Annotated in this window: 18 protein-coding genes and 1 tRNA gene; 5 read left to right on the forward strand and 14 right to left on the reverse strand. The window is 37.9% G+C overall.

The window, feature by feature from the left end:
* Positions 1-477: a pantetheine-phosphate adenylyltransferase gene (gene coaD, locus BV902_RS14765; RefSeq protein ID WP_075992599.1), complete on the forward strand. Its 477-nt coding sequence runs from the start codon at positions 1-3 to the stop codon at positions 475-477.
* A 245-nt stretch (positions 478-722) separates the two neighbouring features.
* On the opposite strand, the gene BV902_RS14770 is transcribed toward coaD, so the two are convergent.
* Positions 723-1676 carry an aldo/keto reductase gene (locus tag BV902_RS14770; protein ID WP_075994793.1) on the reverse strand — a complete coding sequence of 318 codons (954 nt, stop codon included), beginning with the start codon at positions 1674-1676 and terminating at the stop codon, positions 723-725.
* Positions 1677-1858: 182 nt separating this feature from the next.
* Between BV902_RS14770 and BV902_RS14775 the strand changes: the two genes are divergently transcribed.
* Positions 1859-1938, forward strand: a tRNA-Leu gene (locus BV902_RS14775).
* Positions 1939-2165: 227 nt separating this feature from the next.
* On the opposite strand, the gene BV902_RS14780 is transcribed toward BV902_RS14775, so the two are convergent.
* From BV902_RS14780 to BV902_RS14825, 10 genes are all read right to left on the reverse strand, one after another.
* Entirely contained in the window at positions 2166-2585 is a 420-nt protein-coding gene (locus BV902_RS14780) for a c-type cytochrome (RefSeq protein ID WP_075992600.1), read from the reverse strand.
* A gap of 91 nt (positions 2586-2676) precedes the next feature.
* Positions 2677-3063, reverse strand: coding sequence for a hypothetical protein (locus BV902_RS14785; protein WP_075992601.1), 387 nt, complete (start codon positions 3061-3063; stop codon positions 2677-2679).
* Positions 3064-3107: 44 nt separating this feature from the next.
* Positions 3108-3764, reverse strand: coding sequence for a DUF1345 domain-containing protein (locus BV902_RS14790; RefSeq protein ID WP_075992602.1), 657 nt, complete (start codon positions 3762-3764; stop codon positions 3108-3110).
* Positions 3765-3775: 11 nt separating this feature from the next.
* The gene (locus BV902_RS14795) at positions 3776-4588 is read right to left on the reverse strand and encodes a hypothetical protein (RefSeq protein WP_075992603.1); all 813 of its coding nucleotides are present in this window, start codon (positions 4586-4588) and stop codon (positions 3776-3778) included.
* Between the two features lie 57 nt (positions 4589-4645).
* A complete protein-coding gene (locus tag BV902_RS14800) occupies positions 4646-5635 on the reverse strand; it encodes an LLM class flavin-dependent oxidoreductase (RefSeq protein WP_075992604.1) in 990 nt (329 codons plus the stop codon).
* Between the two features lie 46 nt (positions 5636-5681).
* Positions 5682-6869, reverse strand: coding sequence for a THUMP-like domain-containing protein (locus tag BV902_RS14805; protein ID WP_075992605.1), 1188 nt, complete (start codon positions 6867-6869; stop codon positions 5682-5684).
* Positions 6870-8132 (reverse strand): aspartate kinase, encoded by a 1263-nt coding sequence (locus tag BV902_RS14810; protein ID WP_075992606.1) that lies wholly within the window; start codon positions 8130-8132, stop codon positions 6870-6872.
* 23 nt (positions 8133-8155) lie between these two features.
* Positions 8156-8866 (reverse strand): DUF3298 and DUF4163 domain-containing protein, encoded by a 711-nt coding sequence (locus tag BV902_RS14815; RefSeq protein ID WP_172840689.1) that lies wholly within the window; start codon positions 8864-8866, stop codon positions 8156-8158.
* Positions 8867-8968: 102 nt separating this feature from the next.
* Positions 8969-9421 (reverse strand): GNAT family N-acetyltransferase, encoded by a 453-nt coding sequence (locus tag BV902_RS14820; RefSeq protein WP_075992608.1) that lies wholly within the window; start codon positions 9419-9421, stop codon positions 8969-8971.
* Positions 9414-10106 carry a YggS family pyridoxal phosphate-dependent enzyme gene (locus BV902_RS14825; RefSeq protein WP_075992609.1) on the reverse strand — a complete coding sequence of 231 codons (693 nt, stop codon included), beginning with the start codon at positions 10104-10106 and terminating at the stop codon, positions 9414-9416. Before BV902_RS14825 ends, BV902_RS14820 begins: the two co-directional genes overlap by 8 nt.
* A 73-nt stretch (positions 10107-10179) precedes the next feature.
* On the opposite strand from BV902_RS14825, the gene BV902_RS14830 reads away from it, so the two are divergent.
* The 3 genes from BV902_RS14830 to BV902_RS14840 all read left to right on the forward strand — a co-directional run bounded on the left by BV902_RS14830 (position 10180) and on the right by BV902_RS14840 (position 14061).
* The gene (locus tag BV902_RS14830; RefSeq protein ID WP_075992610.1) at positions 10180-10950 is read left to right on the forward strand and encodes a DUF4296 domain-containing protein; all 771 of its coding nucleotides are present in this window, start codon (positions 10180-10182) and stop codon (positions 10948-10950) included.
* A gap of 21 nt (positions 10951-10971) precedes the next feature.
* Complete coding sequence (locus BV902_RS14835; RefSeq protein ID WP_075992611.1) at positions 10972-13341, forward strand: endonuclease MutS2; 2370 nt, start codon at positions 10972-10974, stop codon at positions 13339-13341.
* Between the two features lie 63 nt (positions 13342-13404).
* A complete protein-coding gene (locus BV902_RS14840; RefSeq protein WP_075994794.1) occupies positions 13405-14061 on the forward strand; it encodes an MgtC/SapB family protein in 657 nt (218 codons plus the stop codon).
* A 28-nt stretch (positions 14062-14089) separates the two neighbouring features.
* Here the strand turns inward: BV902_RS14840 and BV902_RS14845 are convergent, their stop codons facing one another.
* The 3 genes from BV902_RS14845 to gdhA all read right to left on the reverse strand — a co-directional run bounded on the left by BV902_RS14845 (position 14090) and on the right by gdhA (position 16112).
* Positions 14090-14455 (reverse strand): hypothetical protein, encoded by a 366-nt coding sequence (locus BV902_RS14845; protein WP_237241648.1) that lies wholly within the window; start codon positions 14453-14455, stop codon positions 14090-14092.
* Positions 14433-14678 (reverse strand): hypothetical protein, encoded by a 246-nt coding sequence (locus tag BV902_RS14850; protein WP_075992612.1) that lies wholly within the window; start codon positions 14676-14678, stop codon positions 14433-14435. The genes BV902_RS14845 and BV902_RS14850 overlap by 23 nt, the downstream gene beginning before the upstream one ends.
* A 102-nt stretch (positions 14679-14780) precedes the next feature.
* The gene (gdhA, locus tag BV902_RS14855) at positions 14781-16112 is read right to left on the reverse strand and encodes an NADP-specific glutamate dehydrogenase (protein WP_075992613.1); all 1332 of its coding nucleotides are present in this window, start codon (positions 16110-16112) and stop codon (positions 14781-14783) included.
* Positions 16113-16463 lie beyond the last annotated feature (351 nt).

Raw genomic sequence — 16463 nt, forward strand, 5'->3', positions numbered from 1 at the left:
ATGAAAATTGCTGTTTTTCCGGGCTCTTTTGACCCCTTTACATTAGCTCATCAAGATCTTGTTGAGAGAGCAATGCCGCTATTTGATAAAATTATTATTGCAGTGGGCTATAACGCCAATAAAAAAGGAATGTTAGATCACGACGAAAGGGTAGATTCAATTAGCCGTGTTTTTAACGACGTAAGTAGGGTTGAGGTGCATAAATATAAAGGTCTTACAGTAGATTTCTGTAAGCAAGTTAAAGCACGTTTTATATTGCGTGGGCTTCGAAATACCAATGATTTTGAATTTGAAAATGCTGTTGCTCAAAATAATTTGTTGCTCAATAATGATGTTGAAAGTTATTTTTTAATGAGTAGATCTGGCAAGGCTCATATTTCTTCATCCATTGTTAGAGACGTGTGGTTTAATGGCGGAGATATCAGTGCGATGGTGCCTGTTTCTATTCTATCTTTGTTGAATGAAAAAATAAGATAAGTTACCTAAGTATAGGAAAAGCGATATTTAACAAAAAATGGCTAACAGAATATTATTTTGTTAGCCATTTTTTATAACTGAAAAACAGGAGCTTATATTCGTTATCTAACTAATATGTTTTCTTAAATTAAAGTCATTTCACTTTCTTCTATACTGTGTGACCAAATATTATTTGGTAATGCGATTGAAATATATTTACTACCCTTATTTTCAGTATATTAAAATGTTTTCCCCTTGCAGCTAGTCTAGTAAGAGCTTGCTTTATCCAAAAGAAAACATTCTTCCGGTGTCAACTTGATTTCTACAGCTCTACTGAGTTCCTCGAGCTGTTGGATACTGGTTGCACTTACAATAGGCGCCGTAACTGAAGGCCTGTGTAAACTCCAGGCTAAGGCAATAGCTGACATACTAGCTTGTTGTGTATGTGCTATCTCAGCCAACACATCTAAAATGCGCAGGCCACGCGCGTTAAATCTGTCTTTTAATGCATCGTAACGCTTAGTCTCTTTGATGTCTTCAATAGATCGGTATTTGCCCGATAGGAAGCCACTGGCAAGTGAATAGTAACTGATTACGCCCAAATGATTATCAATGGCTAATTGTTCATACTGCTCTTCGTATTTCATACGGTCGTAAAGGTTATATTCAGGCTGGATAGCGATATAATATGGCAAATTGTGGTCTTCGGCTATTTGGAGGGATTCTGAAATACGTTCTGGACTTAGGTTTGAAGCGCCGATCCATTTTATTTTTCCAGTCTGGATCAGGTGATGATAAGCCTCCAGTGTTTCATCGATTCCAGTTGTCAGATCATCATGATGAGATTGGTAAAGATCGATTGTGTCTACGTTCAATCGCAGGAGTGAATCTTCCACAGATTTAATAATATACTCTTTTTTAAGATTAGGTTTACTATTGTCAATTCGGCGTCCGCCGACTTTTGTTGCAATCTGAATTTTATCGCGAATATCTCTTTTGCTGATCCATTTGCCAATGATTGTTTCTGATTCGGACCCACTGTGACCCGGGACCCAATGTGAATAGTTGTTGGATGTATCAATAAGACTGAATCCCATATCGATAAATGCATCTAACAGGGCGAAAGACTGTTTCTCATCGACGGTCCAGCCAAATACATTTCCACCAAAGACAAGAGGTTTGAATTCAATTTCACTGTTTCCGAGTTTTACTTTTTCCATGATCATTTGATTGTTTCCTGATTAAAATTACGTAAAAAAGGCCATTTTCAATCAATTGATAGAGCATTGAAAAGTTTTTTTAAAATTTTCTCATTCATTTTCAGTGAGTTTTAAAAATGCACGTTATGGTGATTTGGAATAATAAAAACTTTGCTTACTTTTGCATCATCCCAAACGGATATGCCCGGATGGCGGAATTGGTAGACGCGCTGGTCTCAAACACCAGTGGGAAACCGTGCCGGTTCGACTCCGGCTCCGGGTACTAAAGCTTCTCAATCGAGAAGCTTTTTTTATTTACTTACTTACTTACTTACTTACTTACTTACTGCTTTTTAGACTTAGTTTAAGGTAGTTTTGCGTGGTTCCTTATTCATTTCCAAAACTAATGGCCTTATTCTTCTGCTTTTCAGCTTTCTCCATTAAAATGTATTAGAAATAAAAAACACCACAATACAGCGTATTATGGTGTTACATGAATATGTGGTTTGATTAGTTTTTTGCCAAGACCATTTCTGGTTCTTCTTTTCCGCCGTGACAGGTTTTACAGGAAATAGCTTTGGCAGGCGAGCTATCCCAGCTACGATTAAAATACTTTTTGTTTATCTTTTGGGTCATCTTAATCATCGCTCGTCCAATTTCTTTTTTGTGGTTATCGTCACTTGCAAAATCCATTTTTTTAGGATCCTCTTTCGATGGTGCGTGACAGAAACCACATTTTACGCCCAAAGCGACATTAAATTCCTTCATGGTGGAAATCAATTCATCGTGGGAGATATTCTTGGGAAGAACTTTTAGATTGGTTGGTTTTGGTTCTTCTTTAGGTTTTTCCTGTTGGAAGCTAAATGCACTCAAAGCAAGGGCGATAGCAAACACCGATGCAATTGCACCTAATTTATTTATTTTTTTCATTTCTCTTTTCCTTTATGCTTACCTAAATATAGGGAGAAAGCGATAATTTTCAAACAGAAAATGAAGTTAATATGACAATTTAGATTGATTATTATTTACGTACTGCGTTATCTACATTCCAAGATTGGCTATTGGATTGATAGTTAATTCTCAGCAGCTTTCCTTCGATTGTTACGTTTTTTAAGAGTGTTGTATCAGTGGAGACCCAAGTGCTATCATTGGTTTTATTAAATCTAACTCCTGTGATATTTGGAATGCCCGTGAAAAATTCAATTTTATAGGTGTCTGTACCATCAGGCAGCACGCGTATCAAGCGATTATCGCGGTCCACTTCAATTGAATTTCCTTGGTATTTAACACGACCGATAAAGCTGCCGGAAGCGCCTGCAGAAGCACCGCCTGTATTTTCATTTTTTTTACACGAGATAAATATGATAACGAATAAAACGGACGCGACTAAAGGCTTAAACAACTTCATGTGTGTAATTTTTTGTGCTAAAATAAGCTTTTTTGGCCAAAATCTCAATTGATCAAACCAGAAATGATGTTAATAGTCAATGCAACGACAAAGGTATTTAACGCAAAGGAGAGGAGGCCGTGAAATAATGCTACTCTTCTTATTTTTTTTGACGAGATTCCCACATCAGATACTTGAAAGGTACAGCCCATCACAAATGAAAAATAAGCAAAATCCAAATAGTCGGGCTTGTCGTCTCCCGGAAATTCCAGTCCAGTTCCGGCAGCTTTATTTTCATAGTATAATCGGGCGTAATGAAAGGTATATATGGTATGGACCAATCCCCAGGAGGACAGCATGGCTAATATGCAAATAATGATAATATACGCGTCATTTAACTGTTTATCCTTACTTGATATAATAATCATCAATACCGAAACAAAACAGCCTATGGTCACTAAGATGATAAATAACGACACGAAGAGACGGCTACCATCCTCTTGCTGTGCTTTCCTGGCAATGGAAGCAATCGGCATTGTGTAGAATGTGTACCAGGATATAGAAATATAGGATACACAAAATCCAAACCAGCATAACATCAAATTAAGCAGCGGAAGGCTTTTGATCGGCGAGAGCAGGTAGATCAACAGAAAGAAAAAGACCGAAATCAGTGCCCTATGTATGGATTGCATCCGATGCAGGTAGTAGCTCATTTTTCCCATTTCAGGTTCAATTAACAGTCAAATTGTTCTTCTGCTTCAAACATCAATGGGTTGCCGTTATTGGACAGAAACAGTAGCATAGCTTCTTCCTCATAATTTTTTGGATTGGAAAAAATAAAATCTAATGCACCATCTCGGTCGATATCCCCAACGAATAGAGTCGACATAAATACGTGGTCATATTGGTCAACCTGAAAAAGTATTTTCTCTTTATTTCGATTATTTGGAATATAGAGCAGCTTGTAATTGGTAACCTCATGAAACACCTTTTCGTGCCCTTTTTCATCTGTTTGTACTTCTGTGGACTTGATAGTTCCCGAGCCCTTAAGCTCGATCGTTTGGTTATTGAAAGAATATGCAACGGATTCTTTTGGCCATACTTCGGAGTGACTTATTTTAACATGTTCCACAGCACCAGCTTTAAGCCCCTTGAGTTTCAAGAATAACAATGAATTTCTTCGTGATTCAACGCTTTTAGTCGCTACTTGTGCGCAATCGTCAAAACCGTCCTTGACCTCAAAATCGGCTTTACCTAGATAATATTGACCATTCTCTTCATAGAGATCATACCATTCTTTGTTTAATACTGTTGTAGGATCGTTCTTTTCCCATATACGATAGCTGCGCACAAGAAAAATCTGTCCTTGTGAAGAATCGCTTTCAGGAGAAACGAACGATGTAGTGCTATCGCTAGTTGATACGGCTAAACTATCCGAAGTGTTTGCTGTATCAGGTAAATTTCTATGTTGTTTTGTAGAGGAGTTTGTACATGCCTGCAGGAAAAATAATCCCAGGATCAGGCTCATGTTAATGGAAATATTCATATACGGTGAATTTTGTTTAAATATATAAAATTCACGTATATAAAGTAGCTTGGATCCTTAAGCGAGTATTTCTTTCAACAATGATAACGAATGGAGACACTTTTCATCATCAAAGATATAAGAAGTAGCCATGATCTCGTCCACTTTGTGATCGTTTACGAATTTTTCTATTTCTGGAAGAATTTTAGTGCCATCGCCAATAAATGCACAGGAAGCCATACTTTGCACGGCCTGCTCTATGGCCGGAATGCCTTTATAGATAACTTCCTGAGTAGGTTCTGAAAGTGGCCTTCTGGTATTTGTCACAATACCAGCGAATAGATTATAGAAGCTTGTGGCCAAAAAATTGGCTTCTTCGGTACTATCGGCAGCAATAACATTTACACAAGAAATGAAATATGGCTTTTCCAAAGCATCAGAAGGAACAAAATTTTGATGATAGATCATGCTTGCTGAGGCAAACTGAGCGGGAGCAAAATGCGTTGCAAAAGCATAGGGAAGACCTAGACTAGCGGCTAAATAGGCACTATCGGTACTTGACCCGAGGATATAAAGTGGGATATCCAGTCCTTCTCCTGGAAATGCACGTACTTTTGCGTCATAGTTGTCTGCACTGAAGTACCGCTGTAAGTCTTTCACCTCTTGAGGAAATTGAAAGGCTGTATTCAAGTTGTTTCTACGTAAAGCCATTGCGGTCAATTGATCTGTACCTGGGGCACGTCCTAAACCGAGGTCAATACGCCCTGGAAATAAGGTTTCTAAGGTTCCAAATTGCTCTGCAATGACTAAAGGAGCATGATTAGGTAACATAATCCCACCAGAACCCACGCGAATAGAACTGGTATTTGATGCGATATGTTGTATTAGGAGTGAAGTTGCTGAACTGGCAATATATTCCATATTATGATGTTCGGCCACCCATATTCTTTTAAAATCTAATTTTTCTACATGCCGGGCAATCTTAACGGTACGAGCCAATGCGCTCGCTGTATGCTCCCCTTTTTTGATCGGAGCCAAATCCAATGCTGATAATGCTATTTTATCCATACATTAAAATTACGGAGAAGATTTTCGACAATTGTAATGAAAATGTCTATTCTAGCATTCGTTGTGTATGTATGACACTAAATTGATCATTTAGGGTTGTCGTAAAAAAAGAAAAGGAGTCCCCAGCATCCCTGATTTTAAATTTCTTTTTAATCTCTTCTGTTTTGAGCGGGAAATTTTTAGCAATGATCCCTGATTGCAATGATTTCTTGTTTTTCTTGAAATCAGAAAAGGATTCTACCTGTTTTACGATAAATGTTTTACCAGGAAAGTTTTCGATCTTTTGATCGGAAGTGTAGAGATGCGTGTTTTTATGAAGTTTTTTAATGTCAAATAATTGGCCAACCGTTTTAAAGGCGCCAGCTTTGGAGAGAGCAACATCTGGTTCATATAAATAGGATAGTGGTTCGCTATATTCATTTACGAGAGCGCGCTCACTTTCATAGGTGAAGGAGATAACTTGTTGCTGTCCGTGATATAATCTGACGGCATGAACGACGGCGTCACCTTCATGATTTTTTTCTTGCACGAAAATAAGCTCTTTGCAGTCATTTTGTGAGGATACCACATAAACATCTTTCACATGTCTCAGCTGTTGTATGGCAGAAGAGATATCCAATAGTGGTGCAAGTTTGCTGATGATGGTGTTGCTGCGCTGAAAAAAGTCATCCTGCAATTGCACTAAATTAGGTTCACATTCATCCAATAAAAAGACCTTTTTGTTTTGAACTCTTCTCGAAGGATCTAAATAGATGTAATCAAATTGTTTGATTGGATCATTGAGAATGTAATCGACACCGTTAGCGGCAATGATCTGAAGGTTATCTGCTTTCAATACAGCGGCATTATGTTTTGTGATCGCTGCCAAATCAGGATTTAGTTCGCAAGACGTAACCTGTGCAGCCTGTTTTGAGAAGTAAAAGCTATCTACCCCAAAGCCACTGGTGGCATCAATCAAGCGTGTACCTTTTTTAATTAGTGAACTTTTGAATACTGCCGTTGTTTCCGAAGAACATTGCTCCAAGTTAAGCTTAGCAGGAAAATAGATCCCTGGCGTTTCCGCCCATAAGGGAATTTTTGCGCTAGCCCGTTGTCTTCCGTCAAGTTGTGCGGCAAGCTCGGAAGACAATATTCCTTCAAAAGGAGATTTTTTTAATGCAATTTTAGTAGGTGACTCAAGTGCGTTTCTGTCTAAAAACCGTTGAATCTCCTCTTGAAGGATCAATGTATTCATTTATATTTTCTTTACGAGAAGCTGACAGGTATATGTATCCTTTAATTCACTAATAACTTGCTTATCAACCAAAACGCGATCAATTGTTTCTTGATTGTAATAACGAATTGTAATAAGTTCGAGTCCGGATTCATATTTGACTTTGAACCTTTGCTCCAGCTCATTGATTAAGTCCACCAGATTTTTTCCTGTATCATCTACTGCAACGGTGAAATTGATAGCTGTGTTGTGCATCATATTGATTTTGATACGATGCTCGTAGAATAGATTAAAGATATCTCTTAAATTATCTTCCACGATAAAAGAAAAGTCCCTTGGAGAGATTGAAATAAAAATTTGATTTACCTTGAATATGAAAGAAGGGACAGGTAATGTTTGATTCGTACTTTTTATCATAGTACCCGGAGAATCGGGGTCGACAAAGGAACGTACGTTCAATGCGATTTTCTTATTCTGTAATGGTTTGATGGTTTTAGGGTGAATGACCGTGGCACCATAATAAGTGAGTTCGATGGCATCCGTATAGGATAACTCGGGAATTAGCTCGGTTTTCTCAAACCATTTTGGATCGGCATTAAGTACACCAGGAACATCCTTCCAAATCGTTACATTTTCAGCATTTAGGCAGGAAGCAAAGATCGCCGCCGAATAGTCGGAGCCTTCACGACCCAAAGTAGTTGTGAAATTTTCAGAGGTAGAGCCCAAAAAACCTTGCGTAATCACGATATATTCGTCAAGTATTGCAGGCAGCTCCGTACGAATTTTTTCTTCAGTTTTATTCCAGTCTACAACTGCTTCGCGATACGTATTGTCTGTGAATATATAATCACGCGCATCGAGCCACTTTACCTTTTCACCAATAAAAGAAACATAAGCTGCCACAATCTTCGTCGAGATAAGTTCACCCATCGATACAATTTGATCGAAAAGATAGTCATATGAATCTTGAGGTTCCTCCTCTAAAATCCATTCGATCTCCACAAAGCAGTTAGAAATCTCATCAAATATAGGGTGTTCAGCGTCAGGAAATAATTCTCGAAGAATATGAAAGTGAAATTCTTTGGCCTCTTCCAATGTCTGAAATTGATTGCCAGTATTGTTAAAATATTCTTTGGTCAATTTTTCTAGAAGGTTTGTTGTCTTTCCCATCGCTGATATGACAACTAACAAGGCTTCGCCCTTGTATTTTGAAATAATCCGCGCTGAATTTCTGACACTTTCTGCATCCTTTACTGATGCGCCCCCAAATTTAAAAACCTGCATTTATTTATTAGTTTAGTTGATTGCTAATTGATACTATTGATATAATGTAATCCTTTGTCAGAAATCAGATGTTTGAATGTCGTGTAGGGAATACGTAATTCTGTATTTCCCTCTGCATAGGATTTGATCTCATACACGTTATAATAAAATAGAATATCGTCCTTTTCAAACGTAAAATTATCTGCGAGCGAAAACCTACCATCTTCAAAAAAATACTTTCCACTTAAAGAATCGTCCGTACTTAAGCCTTCTTGTTTGCGGAAATATTGCTCAGCGATTTTGACAAATTTATCTTTATTCTCTTTTTGAATAATGTCATCAATCATAATCTGTTTGTTTGACTGTCTATCGAAGTTTGAATAAAGGGTGAAGTGATCACCATGTGCACCGCCCGTGTATTCGTCCTGCTTTGTTCTTAGTCCCAGAAACACAGGAGTATTGGCGATCACATCGACCTGTAGATCCCGGTTCCAGGTTGCAGTGGATTTGCCGTTATTATCCTCCACATATTCATTGTAAGAATTAATAAATCGATGGGCGGCCTCCTGCATACTTGTGTCGCCTTCGAGATGAACAATATTGGTGATAAGTTCATTAATTTTATCTTCCTGAAAAACAGGGTATCTTGCGCGAAAATACGTTGTATCCAATCGATCATCTTCTCTAAGAAAATAATTGCTATGCTCATCTATGCTTTTTTGACTATAGGAGAGTGTGTCTGTGGGCTGTGTCACTATAGCGGCCTTTTTGTGGTCATTGCAAGCAGACAGCAAACAGCTGATAACTAAAACTATTAAAGAAAAGTAAAATCGCATTGAATAGATTATCTCCGTTATTTAATAAGTGATTGACACATTGATCCATTCGGCATCAAAGTTTGCTTTATATTTTTCATAAAACTGTATAGCGGGCTTATTCCAATCGAGGACTTGCCATACCATGCCATGGAATCCACACTGTTTGCCGTAAGCTAAAGTTTTATCAAAAAGCAGTTTTCCTATCCCCAGACCTCGCATTCTTTCGGTGACAATCAGATCCTCCAAATAGAGTCTTCTGCCTTTCCACGTTGAATATCGGACATAATATAATGAAATTCCGACAATTTCGCCATCCACTTCAGCAACGAATGCGCCCCATACGGGATTCTTTCCAAAGCCAGCATCTTTAAATTCTTCAATTGATACTGTGACTTCGTCTGGTGCTTTTTCAAAAATAGCCAATTCTTTAATCAGCTCGAGCATTTGTGGGCAATCATTGTCGATAGCCTCTCGTATGGTTGCTTTAATCATTGTTTTTGAAGTGCTTAATTACTCTTTTACCAAATATTGTGCTTCCGATGCGTACCATTGTTGAACCTTCTTCAATCGCCAGCTTATAGTCTGAAGACATCCCCATGGAGAGAATATTGAAGTACGCTTCCTTCCGGTAAAAACTTGCTTTAATTCCATCGAATAACATTTTTAACTCATAGAATTCAGCTTTAATGACTTTTTCTTTATCCGTATTGGATGCTATGCCCATTAAGCCGCAAATTCGAATATTTTTTAATTCAAGAAACTCGTCGTCGCGAAGAAGCTCCACTAGCTCAGCATGGTCGAAACCAAATTTTGTTTCTTCTTCTGCAATATATACTTGCAACAAACAGTCGATTGTACGCTTCGCTTTCTGAGCATGTTTGTTAATCTCTTTTAATAATTTTAATGAATCAACTGACGCAATTAAGCTGATGAATGGTGTAATATATTTAACCTTATTTGTTTGAAGGTGGCCAATCATATGCCACTGAATATCTTTGGGTAAAAGCTCTGCTTTTTCAACTAATTCTTGAACATGATTTTCACCAAAGATACGTTGTCCTGCCTCATAGGCTTCCATAATGTCCGAATTGGATTTTGTTTTTGAAACTGCTACAAGTTGTACCCCAACAGCCTCGGTTTCCAATCTTAACGTTTCTAAATTACTAGCAATACTCATTTCCGATATAGTTTTGATGATGTAAAAAGTGCCAAATGTCGGTGCTTTTTGTAAATTTGTACAAAACTACGAAATGCTACGATTAATACTGAATCTACTTGCAGTGATTTTTTTATTTGGTTCTTGTGTCGGAACTGGGGGGAAAGATATTATCTCTCAAAGTAAGTTTGTGGATGCCTTGACAGAAATTCAGCTGACAGACTCTTATCTTAATATTTTACCCATTGATAGTGCACGTAAAGTGATGTTGCCTTTGTATCAAGTGACCTTTGATAAATATGGATTGGATTCGGTTTCTTTTCGAAAGAACTTAGACTATTATGGTAAGGATGCTGAAGTGATGTCTGCGATTTATAAAAAAGTGGAGGATAATTTAACGAGGGAAAATAAGATTTATGCAGATTTAGAACGGAAAAAACAAGATTCAATTCGAACGCGCGATTCAATCCAAAATATGCGTATTCAAGATAGTACCAATCGTGTTATGCGTGCACAGCAGGCTTATCAGGAACGAATTGCAGCCCTTATCCATTATCTGCCGAATAAGACGAAATTCAACTTTAGAGAAGCTTCTTCCTTGTTTAATACAAACTTTCAAACAAAGACCGGTATAAACTTGAACGGCTATCTCATGAACCAATTGTCGGTCGGTAATTCAAATTTACCAATTGAATCACCTTCTCCACAGAAAGATACGGTTTCCCAACTGAAAACACCTGGTACTTCAGTCAAGGATACTGTTGTGACACAAAAGCGTGTGGAGCCACAATTACCAACAAATGAATTGGAAAAAAGACCAATTCTTACGCCGCCGCAGCATATCAAGCCGCCGACGAAACTTTAACCATCAAAGAATATAATTTCTATGGTATATCCAATAAATGCAATTGATAAACTCGGGTTTTCCGAGATAAAAGATAAAATAAAACAAAAATGCCTAAGCGAGTCGGGGCGTGAGTTGGTTGAAAAAATTCAACCTCAAACTCGGTTTGACCAAATCGACCGGTTTCTAAGACAAACCAGCGAGTTTAAGGATCTTCTAATGAATGATGGCGCATTTCCGGTTGAAAATTTCTTTCCGCTTCGATCTATTATTGAGAAAGCTCGGGTAGAGGGGGCGTTTTTATTCGAGGATGAATTCTTTCGGGTGTTATTATCCCTCAAGACTGTTTACGCGATTATTCGTTATTTTAATGAACGGGAGGGACTCTATCCCAATCTAGAGGTATTATTTGAACATTTACCGATCGAGAAGGGAATTATTCGCGATATTGAAATGATCATTGATGAACGTGGAAAGCTTAAAAATAATGCTTCCCGATTATTGTTGGAAATAACTCAACAGATTCAACGAGCGGAACAGGAGGCACTTAAACGTATCAATAGTATCTTTAAGAGCGCACAGGACAGTGGCTGGACAGCGGACGGGAATCTGACGATACGGGATGGAAGGCTCTGTATTCCTATTCTTGCGGAAAATAAAAGAAAGCTCAAAGGTTTGATTCATGATGAGTCAGCTACAGGACAAACAGCTTATATAGAACCTGAAGAAGTATTTCAGTTAAATAATAAGATTAGGGATTTAGAGTTTGAACGTAGACGTGAGGTCATCCGTATTTTAGTGGAGCTAACGGACAAGGTCCGACCACATATTCCGCTATTGCTTTCCTATCATAGCCTATTGACCAAAGTAGATTTTGTGCGTGCGAAAGCACTTTTTGCCTTGGATATTGAGGCGGAAATGCCGGAGTTATCGAAGGAGGCCGAGATTAATTTGGTCAATGGTCGACACCCGCTTCTATTGCTGAATCAGCATCATACTGTTGTTCCGTTGAACATTCAAATCGATAATATTCAACGCATTATTGTTGTCTCAGGGCCGAATGCGGGTGGGAAATCTGTATGTATGAAAACTGTTGGTCTGTTGCAAATCATGGTACAATCGGGCTTATTAATACCAGCGGAACCGACAAGTAAAGTCGGTGTTTTTAAGCAAATATTTGCAGATATAGGCGATGATCAATCCATTGAAAGTGATCTAAGTACCTACAGCGCGCATCTGTCCAAGATGAAATATTTCACGGAATTTGCAAACGGGCGTACTTTGGTACTGATCGATGAGTTTGGAACAGGTACTGACCCTTTGTTTGGCGGACCTATTGCTGAGGCTGTATTGGAATCACTTAGCAAAAAGCAAATTAGGGGAGTTGTGACAACACACTATTCAAATCTTAAAGTTTTTGCTAGTAACACGACGGGTTTGGAAAATGCTTCAATGTTATTTGACAATCGCGAAATGAAACCGATGTATATCCTTCAAATTGGCAAGCCAGGAAGCTCTTATGCTTTCGAAATCGCGCAGAAAATAGGATTAGGTAAGGATATTCTGGAATCTGCTAAAAGTAAAATTGGTGTTCAGCAGAAGAAGGTAGATACACTATTGATCGATCTTGAACGAGAGAAGAAAGAGGTGTTTGATACAAAAATTGCTATTAATAAGCGCGAGAAGGAACTGGAGTCGATTAAATCGGAGTATTTGGAATTGCAAAGTTATTTGGAAGAAAATAAGCGCGTGATTTTGAAGAAGGCGAAAGAGGAAGCGCAGCAGATTATTAAAAGTTCGAATAAGTTAATCGAAAATACCGTAGCACAGATCAAATCTGCAAAAGCGGATAAAGAGAAAACACGTGAGTTGCGCAGCAATTTGGATCAGGCACTTCAAGCTGTTCTCCCCAAAGAGCAAAAACCAGCAAAGCAAATCGTCAAAGAGAAAACACCTGAAGCCACTGTATTAAATATTGGGGATTGGGTGCAGATTATTGATAATGGTGCTGAAGCGCAGATTGTCGAAATTGCAAAGAACAACCTTATTCTTGCCATGGGTGAATTGCGTACTGTTCAAAAGCGAAAAAATGTCGTTAAACTCGAAGGTCGGGAAGGGAAGAAGTCCGCAAAAAGCCTGTCAAAATCACTGTCTTCTGGTAGTGTTGCTGATTTTAAACCAGAACTTGATTTGAGAGGCATGCGCACAGAAGACGCACTGAATGAATTAGAACGTGTTCTGGATCGGGCCGTCATGATAGGTTACCCATCCTTAAAAATTATTCATGGTAAAGGCGATGGTATTTTGCGCAAATTTATTCGCGACTACCTCCGTAAATATAGCCATGTAAGCCGTTTTGAGGACGAGCATCAAGATCGTGGGGGCGATGGTATAACATACGCTTATCTATAGCCTATATTGCATGGAGCTGCGAATGTTCGGAGCTCCATGTTTCATCTTTCTGCAAAGTTTAGTATGGAGAATATTATTAACTTTTTGACTAGTGAGCCTTTGTTAAACGCGATCACTTCAATTCTGTGTGGCAGTTTAATTGGTTTTGAACGTGAATATAGGAATAAATCTGCTGGATTTCGAACGGTAGTACTTATTTGTTTCGGTTCGGCGATGTTTACTATTGTCTCCTGTTTGTTTATTGGAAATAGTACGGATCGCGTAGCTGCAAATATTGTGACTGGTATAGGCTTTATTGGCGCTGGTGTGATCTTTAAAGGCAAGCTATCGGTCAGTGGTCTCACAACGGCGGCCGTTATTTGGGCGACAGCTGGTATTGGAATGTTTGCCGGATTGGGGCAACTGGTTTATGCCATTTCCTTTGCTGTCTTTATGGTGGTAATACTCGCGCTTTTTCAGCGGATAGAAATTCTTCTGGCTCGTTATTACCTAATCCGTTCTCTACACGTGAAATTTAGTTCCAATGAGTTTTATCACTTACATGAGTTTGAACAATTGGCATTGGATTTTAAGATTAAAGCTACTAGACGTGTTATTGAAAAGATCAATGGTAAGTTGGAGGTAATGTATGATATTTCTGGCAAAATGACCGATCTAGATCGTTTTAACCAACAATTGGCAGGTTCATTAGTTATAGATGAGTTTTACTATAACAAATAAACACATCTATAACTAATTTCAGCATAGCTTAGGTTGTTTCTTTACCTCCAAAAGTAATCAAAACCATGCCTGAAATAATGACAAACATACCCAGTACTTGCTGCCAGCTCAATGAACTTTTAAAATATAGCGCCATCGCCAACTGGACGGTCAAAAACGTACCGCCAGAACATAAGGCAATTACGATGGGTTGAGAGACATTTTTAAATAACTGTACAAGAAACCAACTTGCTGATAAAAGAATAATGTTTCCAATAATTAAAGTTGTCCATTTATACTTCGGATGTACCCCGCCAAGTTTAAATAGGATAGATGAAATAATTTGACAGGCCCAAAATGCCACAAAATAGATATAGTTCAGCATAGATTTTTTATTCGTATCTACTGTAAGCATTGTTAAAAGATTGGCGCATCGAAGCGAATTGATTGATCACACTCTTTAGAAATTCTTCGTCGAGTAAATCAAATACCCCATTTACACCGCCAATTATATCCATTTCTGCAATTTTATAGGATTGTTCTAAGTTTCCTTGCTCAAATTTAATAATGAATTTTTGATTCATACCAAAAATTGAAATCTTGCAATCGGGATGGGGGAGTTCAGCTATTAATCTCATGTAAATTTCGTGTTTTTTAAAATTAGCATAAAAATATAAAAAAACGCCCAAATGCAATGCATTTGAGCGCTCAGGATTATGATATGATTAGAAAAAGGCGTGTTATACGATACCTTGTGCTTTCATCGCGTTAGCGACTTTTATGAAACCACCAATATTGGCACCTTTCAAATAATTAACGAATCCACTGTCTTGGCCATATTTCAAACAAGTTTCGTGAATGCTTTCCATAATAATTTTTAAGCGATTGTCAACTTCTTCTGTACACCATTGTGTCCGGATTGAGTTTTGAGACATTTCTAAACCGCTGACAGCAACACCTCCAGCATTCGCGGCTTTACCGGGTGCAAAACTGATTTTTGCGTCTAGAAAAACTTTAATAGCTTCTGCAGTAGAAGGCATATTGGCACCCTCAGCTACGCAGATACAACCATTTGCTACAAGCGCTTTAGCATCCGATTCTTCTAATTCATTTTGTGTTGCACATGGCAATGCGATATCACATTTAAATTGCCAAGGCTTTTGACCAGGTAAGAACTGGGCATTCGGATAACGTGCAGGGTATTGATCGAGGTTTCTTCCCAAGGTAGCTCCAAATGCCATTTTTTCGGCATCAAAACCATCAGGATCATAAAGTGTACCCAAGCTATTTGAAACTGTAATCACTTTGGCACCAAGTTGAACGGCTTTTTCAACAGCGTAAAAGGCTACGTTGCCAGCACCAGATACTGTCGCTACTTGACCTTGTAAAGATTTTCCTTGATATTTAAATATACAGTCAACAAAATATAGAAGCCCATAGCCAGTAGCTTCAGGACGAATATATGATCCACCCCATAATTCACCTTTACCTGTTAGAACACCTGTAAAATTGTTTTGAAGTCGCTTAAATTGACCAAATAGGAAACCTATTTCACGTCCACCAACTCCAATATCTCCTGCAGGAACATCTGTATCTGCACCAATATGACGATAAAGTTCAGTCATAAAGCTTTGACAAAAACGCATAATTTCATTATCTGATTTACCTTTAGGGTCAAAATCAGAGCCTCCTTTACCACCACCAATTGGCAGTCCTGTTAAGCTGTTTTTAAATACTTGCTCAAAAGCGAGGAATTTTAAAATACTTTGATTAACAGAAGGAGCGAAGCGGAGACCGCCTTTATATGGACCGATTGAACTGTTCATTTGAACACGATAACCACGATTTACCTGTACCTGATGGTTATCATCCAACCAGGTTACACGGAAGGATATAATCCGCTCTGGTTCAGTCAGTCTTTCAAGAATCTTTTGGTCGAAAAATTCAGGATGGTTTTCGGTAATATAAGGAAATAAATCCTCGGTAACTTCTTTTACAGCTTGTAAGAATTCTGGTTCATTTGGATTGCGTTTCTCAACGATTGAGATGAACTCGTTAAAATTTTTTGACATGTTTTAATTAGTAAAATTTCCCTTTGGCTGGCACTAATTTATGTATTTTTTAATGAAAAACCAATATTTGTTAATTATTTACAAATATTAATCTGTTTTAATGAAATTTCATATTTTATTTTTTTTGTCTAAAATCGATGATTCATTGGTGAAATGTGTGTGTAGTGATAAATTGACTGTATTTTGTTCGATTTTTATTATTGAAAAACGAAAATGATTCTGTTTTGATAAAATAGATTGAAATAGAGCTAATAATTATAAAATATCTAACATCTAATGCTTTTTTATGATTATTTGGCAAATATTTCAGCTTAGTTTTAACTCGGATGCCTATATCCTTTTTGTATATTA

This window comes from Sphingobacterium sp. B29 (genome assembly GCF_001952815.1).
Classification (GTDB): domain Bacteria; phylum Bacteroidota; class Bacteroidia; order Sphingobacteriales; family Sphingobacteriaceae; genus Sphingobacterium; species Sphingobacterium siyangense.

Bases quoted from the DNA above. Each gene is read 5' to 3' on its own strand.
- BV902_RS14820 (WP_075992608.1), bottom strand. From the start codon at position 9,421: ATGATTAAAGCAACCATACGAGAGGCTATCGACAATGATTGCCCACAA.
- BV902_RS14795 (WP_075992603.1), bottom strand. From the start codon at position 4,588: ATGAATATTTCCATTAACATGAGCCTGATCCTGGGATTATTTTTCCTG.
- BV902_RS14780 (WP_075992600.1), bottom strand. From the start codon at position 2,585: ATGAAAAAAATAAATAAATTAGGTGCAATTGCATCGGTGTTTGCTATC.
- BV902_RS14835 (WP_075992611.1), top strand. From the start codon at position 10,972: ATGGTATATCCAATAAATGCAATTGATAAACTCGGGTTTTCCGAGATA.
- BV902_RS14825 (WP_075992609.1), bottom strand. From the start codon at position 10,106: ATGAGTATTGCTAGTAATTTAGAAACGTTAAGATTGGAAACCGAGGCT.
- BV902_RS14830 (WP_075992610.1), top strand. From the start codon at position 10,180: ATGCTACGATTAATACTGAATCTACTTGCAGTGATTTTTTTATTTGGT.
- BV902_RS14850 (WP_075992612.1), bottom strand. From the start codon at position 14,678: ATGAGATTAATAGCTGAACTCCCCCATCCCGATTGCAAGATTTCAATT.
- BV902_RS14805 (WP_075992605.1), bottom strand. From the start codon at position 6,869: ATGAATACATTGATCCTTCAAGAGGAGATTCAACGGTTTTTAGACAGA.
- gdhA (WP_075992613.1), bottom strand. From the start codon at position 16,112: ATGTCAAAAAATTTTAACGAGTTCATCTCAATCGTTGAGAAACGCAAT.
- BV902_RS14845 (WP_237241648.1), bottom strand. From the start codon at position 14,455: ATGCTTACAGTAGATACGAATAAAAAATCTATGCTGAACTATATCTAT.
- coaD (WP_075992599.1), top strand. From the start codon at position 1: ATGAAAATTGCTGTTTTTCCGGGCTCTTTTGACCCCTTTACATTAGCT.
- BV902_RS14785 (WP_075992601.1), bottom strand. From the start codon at position 3,063: ATGAAGTTGTTTAAGCCTTTAGTCGCGTCCGTTTTATTCGTTATCATA.
- BV902_RS14790 (WP_075992602.1), bottom strand. From the start codon at position 3,764: ATGGGAAAAATGAGCTACTACCTGCATCGGATGCAATCCATACATAGG.
- BV902_RS14810 (WP_075992606.1), bottom strand. From the start codon at position 8,132: ATGCAGGTTTTTAAATTTGGGGGCGCATCAGTAAAGGATGCAGAAAGT.
- BV902_RS14800 (WP_075992604.1), bottom strand. From the start codon at position 5,635: ATGGATAAAATAGCATTATCAGCATTGGATTTGGCTCCGATCAAAAAA.
- BV902_RS14840 (WP_075994794.1), top strand. From the start codon at position 13,405: ATGGAGAATATTATTAACTTTTTGACTAGTGAGCCTTTGTTAAACGCG.
- BV902_RS14770 (WP_075994793.1), bottom strand. From the start codon at position 1,676: ATGGAAAAAGTAAAACTCGGAAACAGTGAAATTGAATTCAAACCTCTT.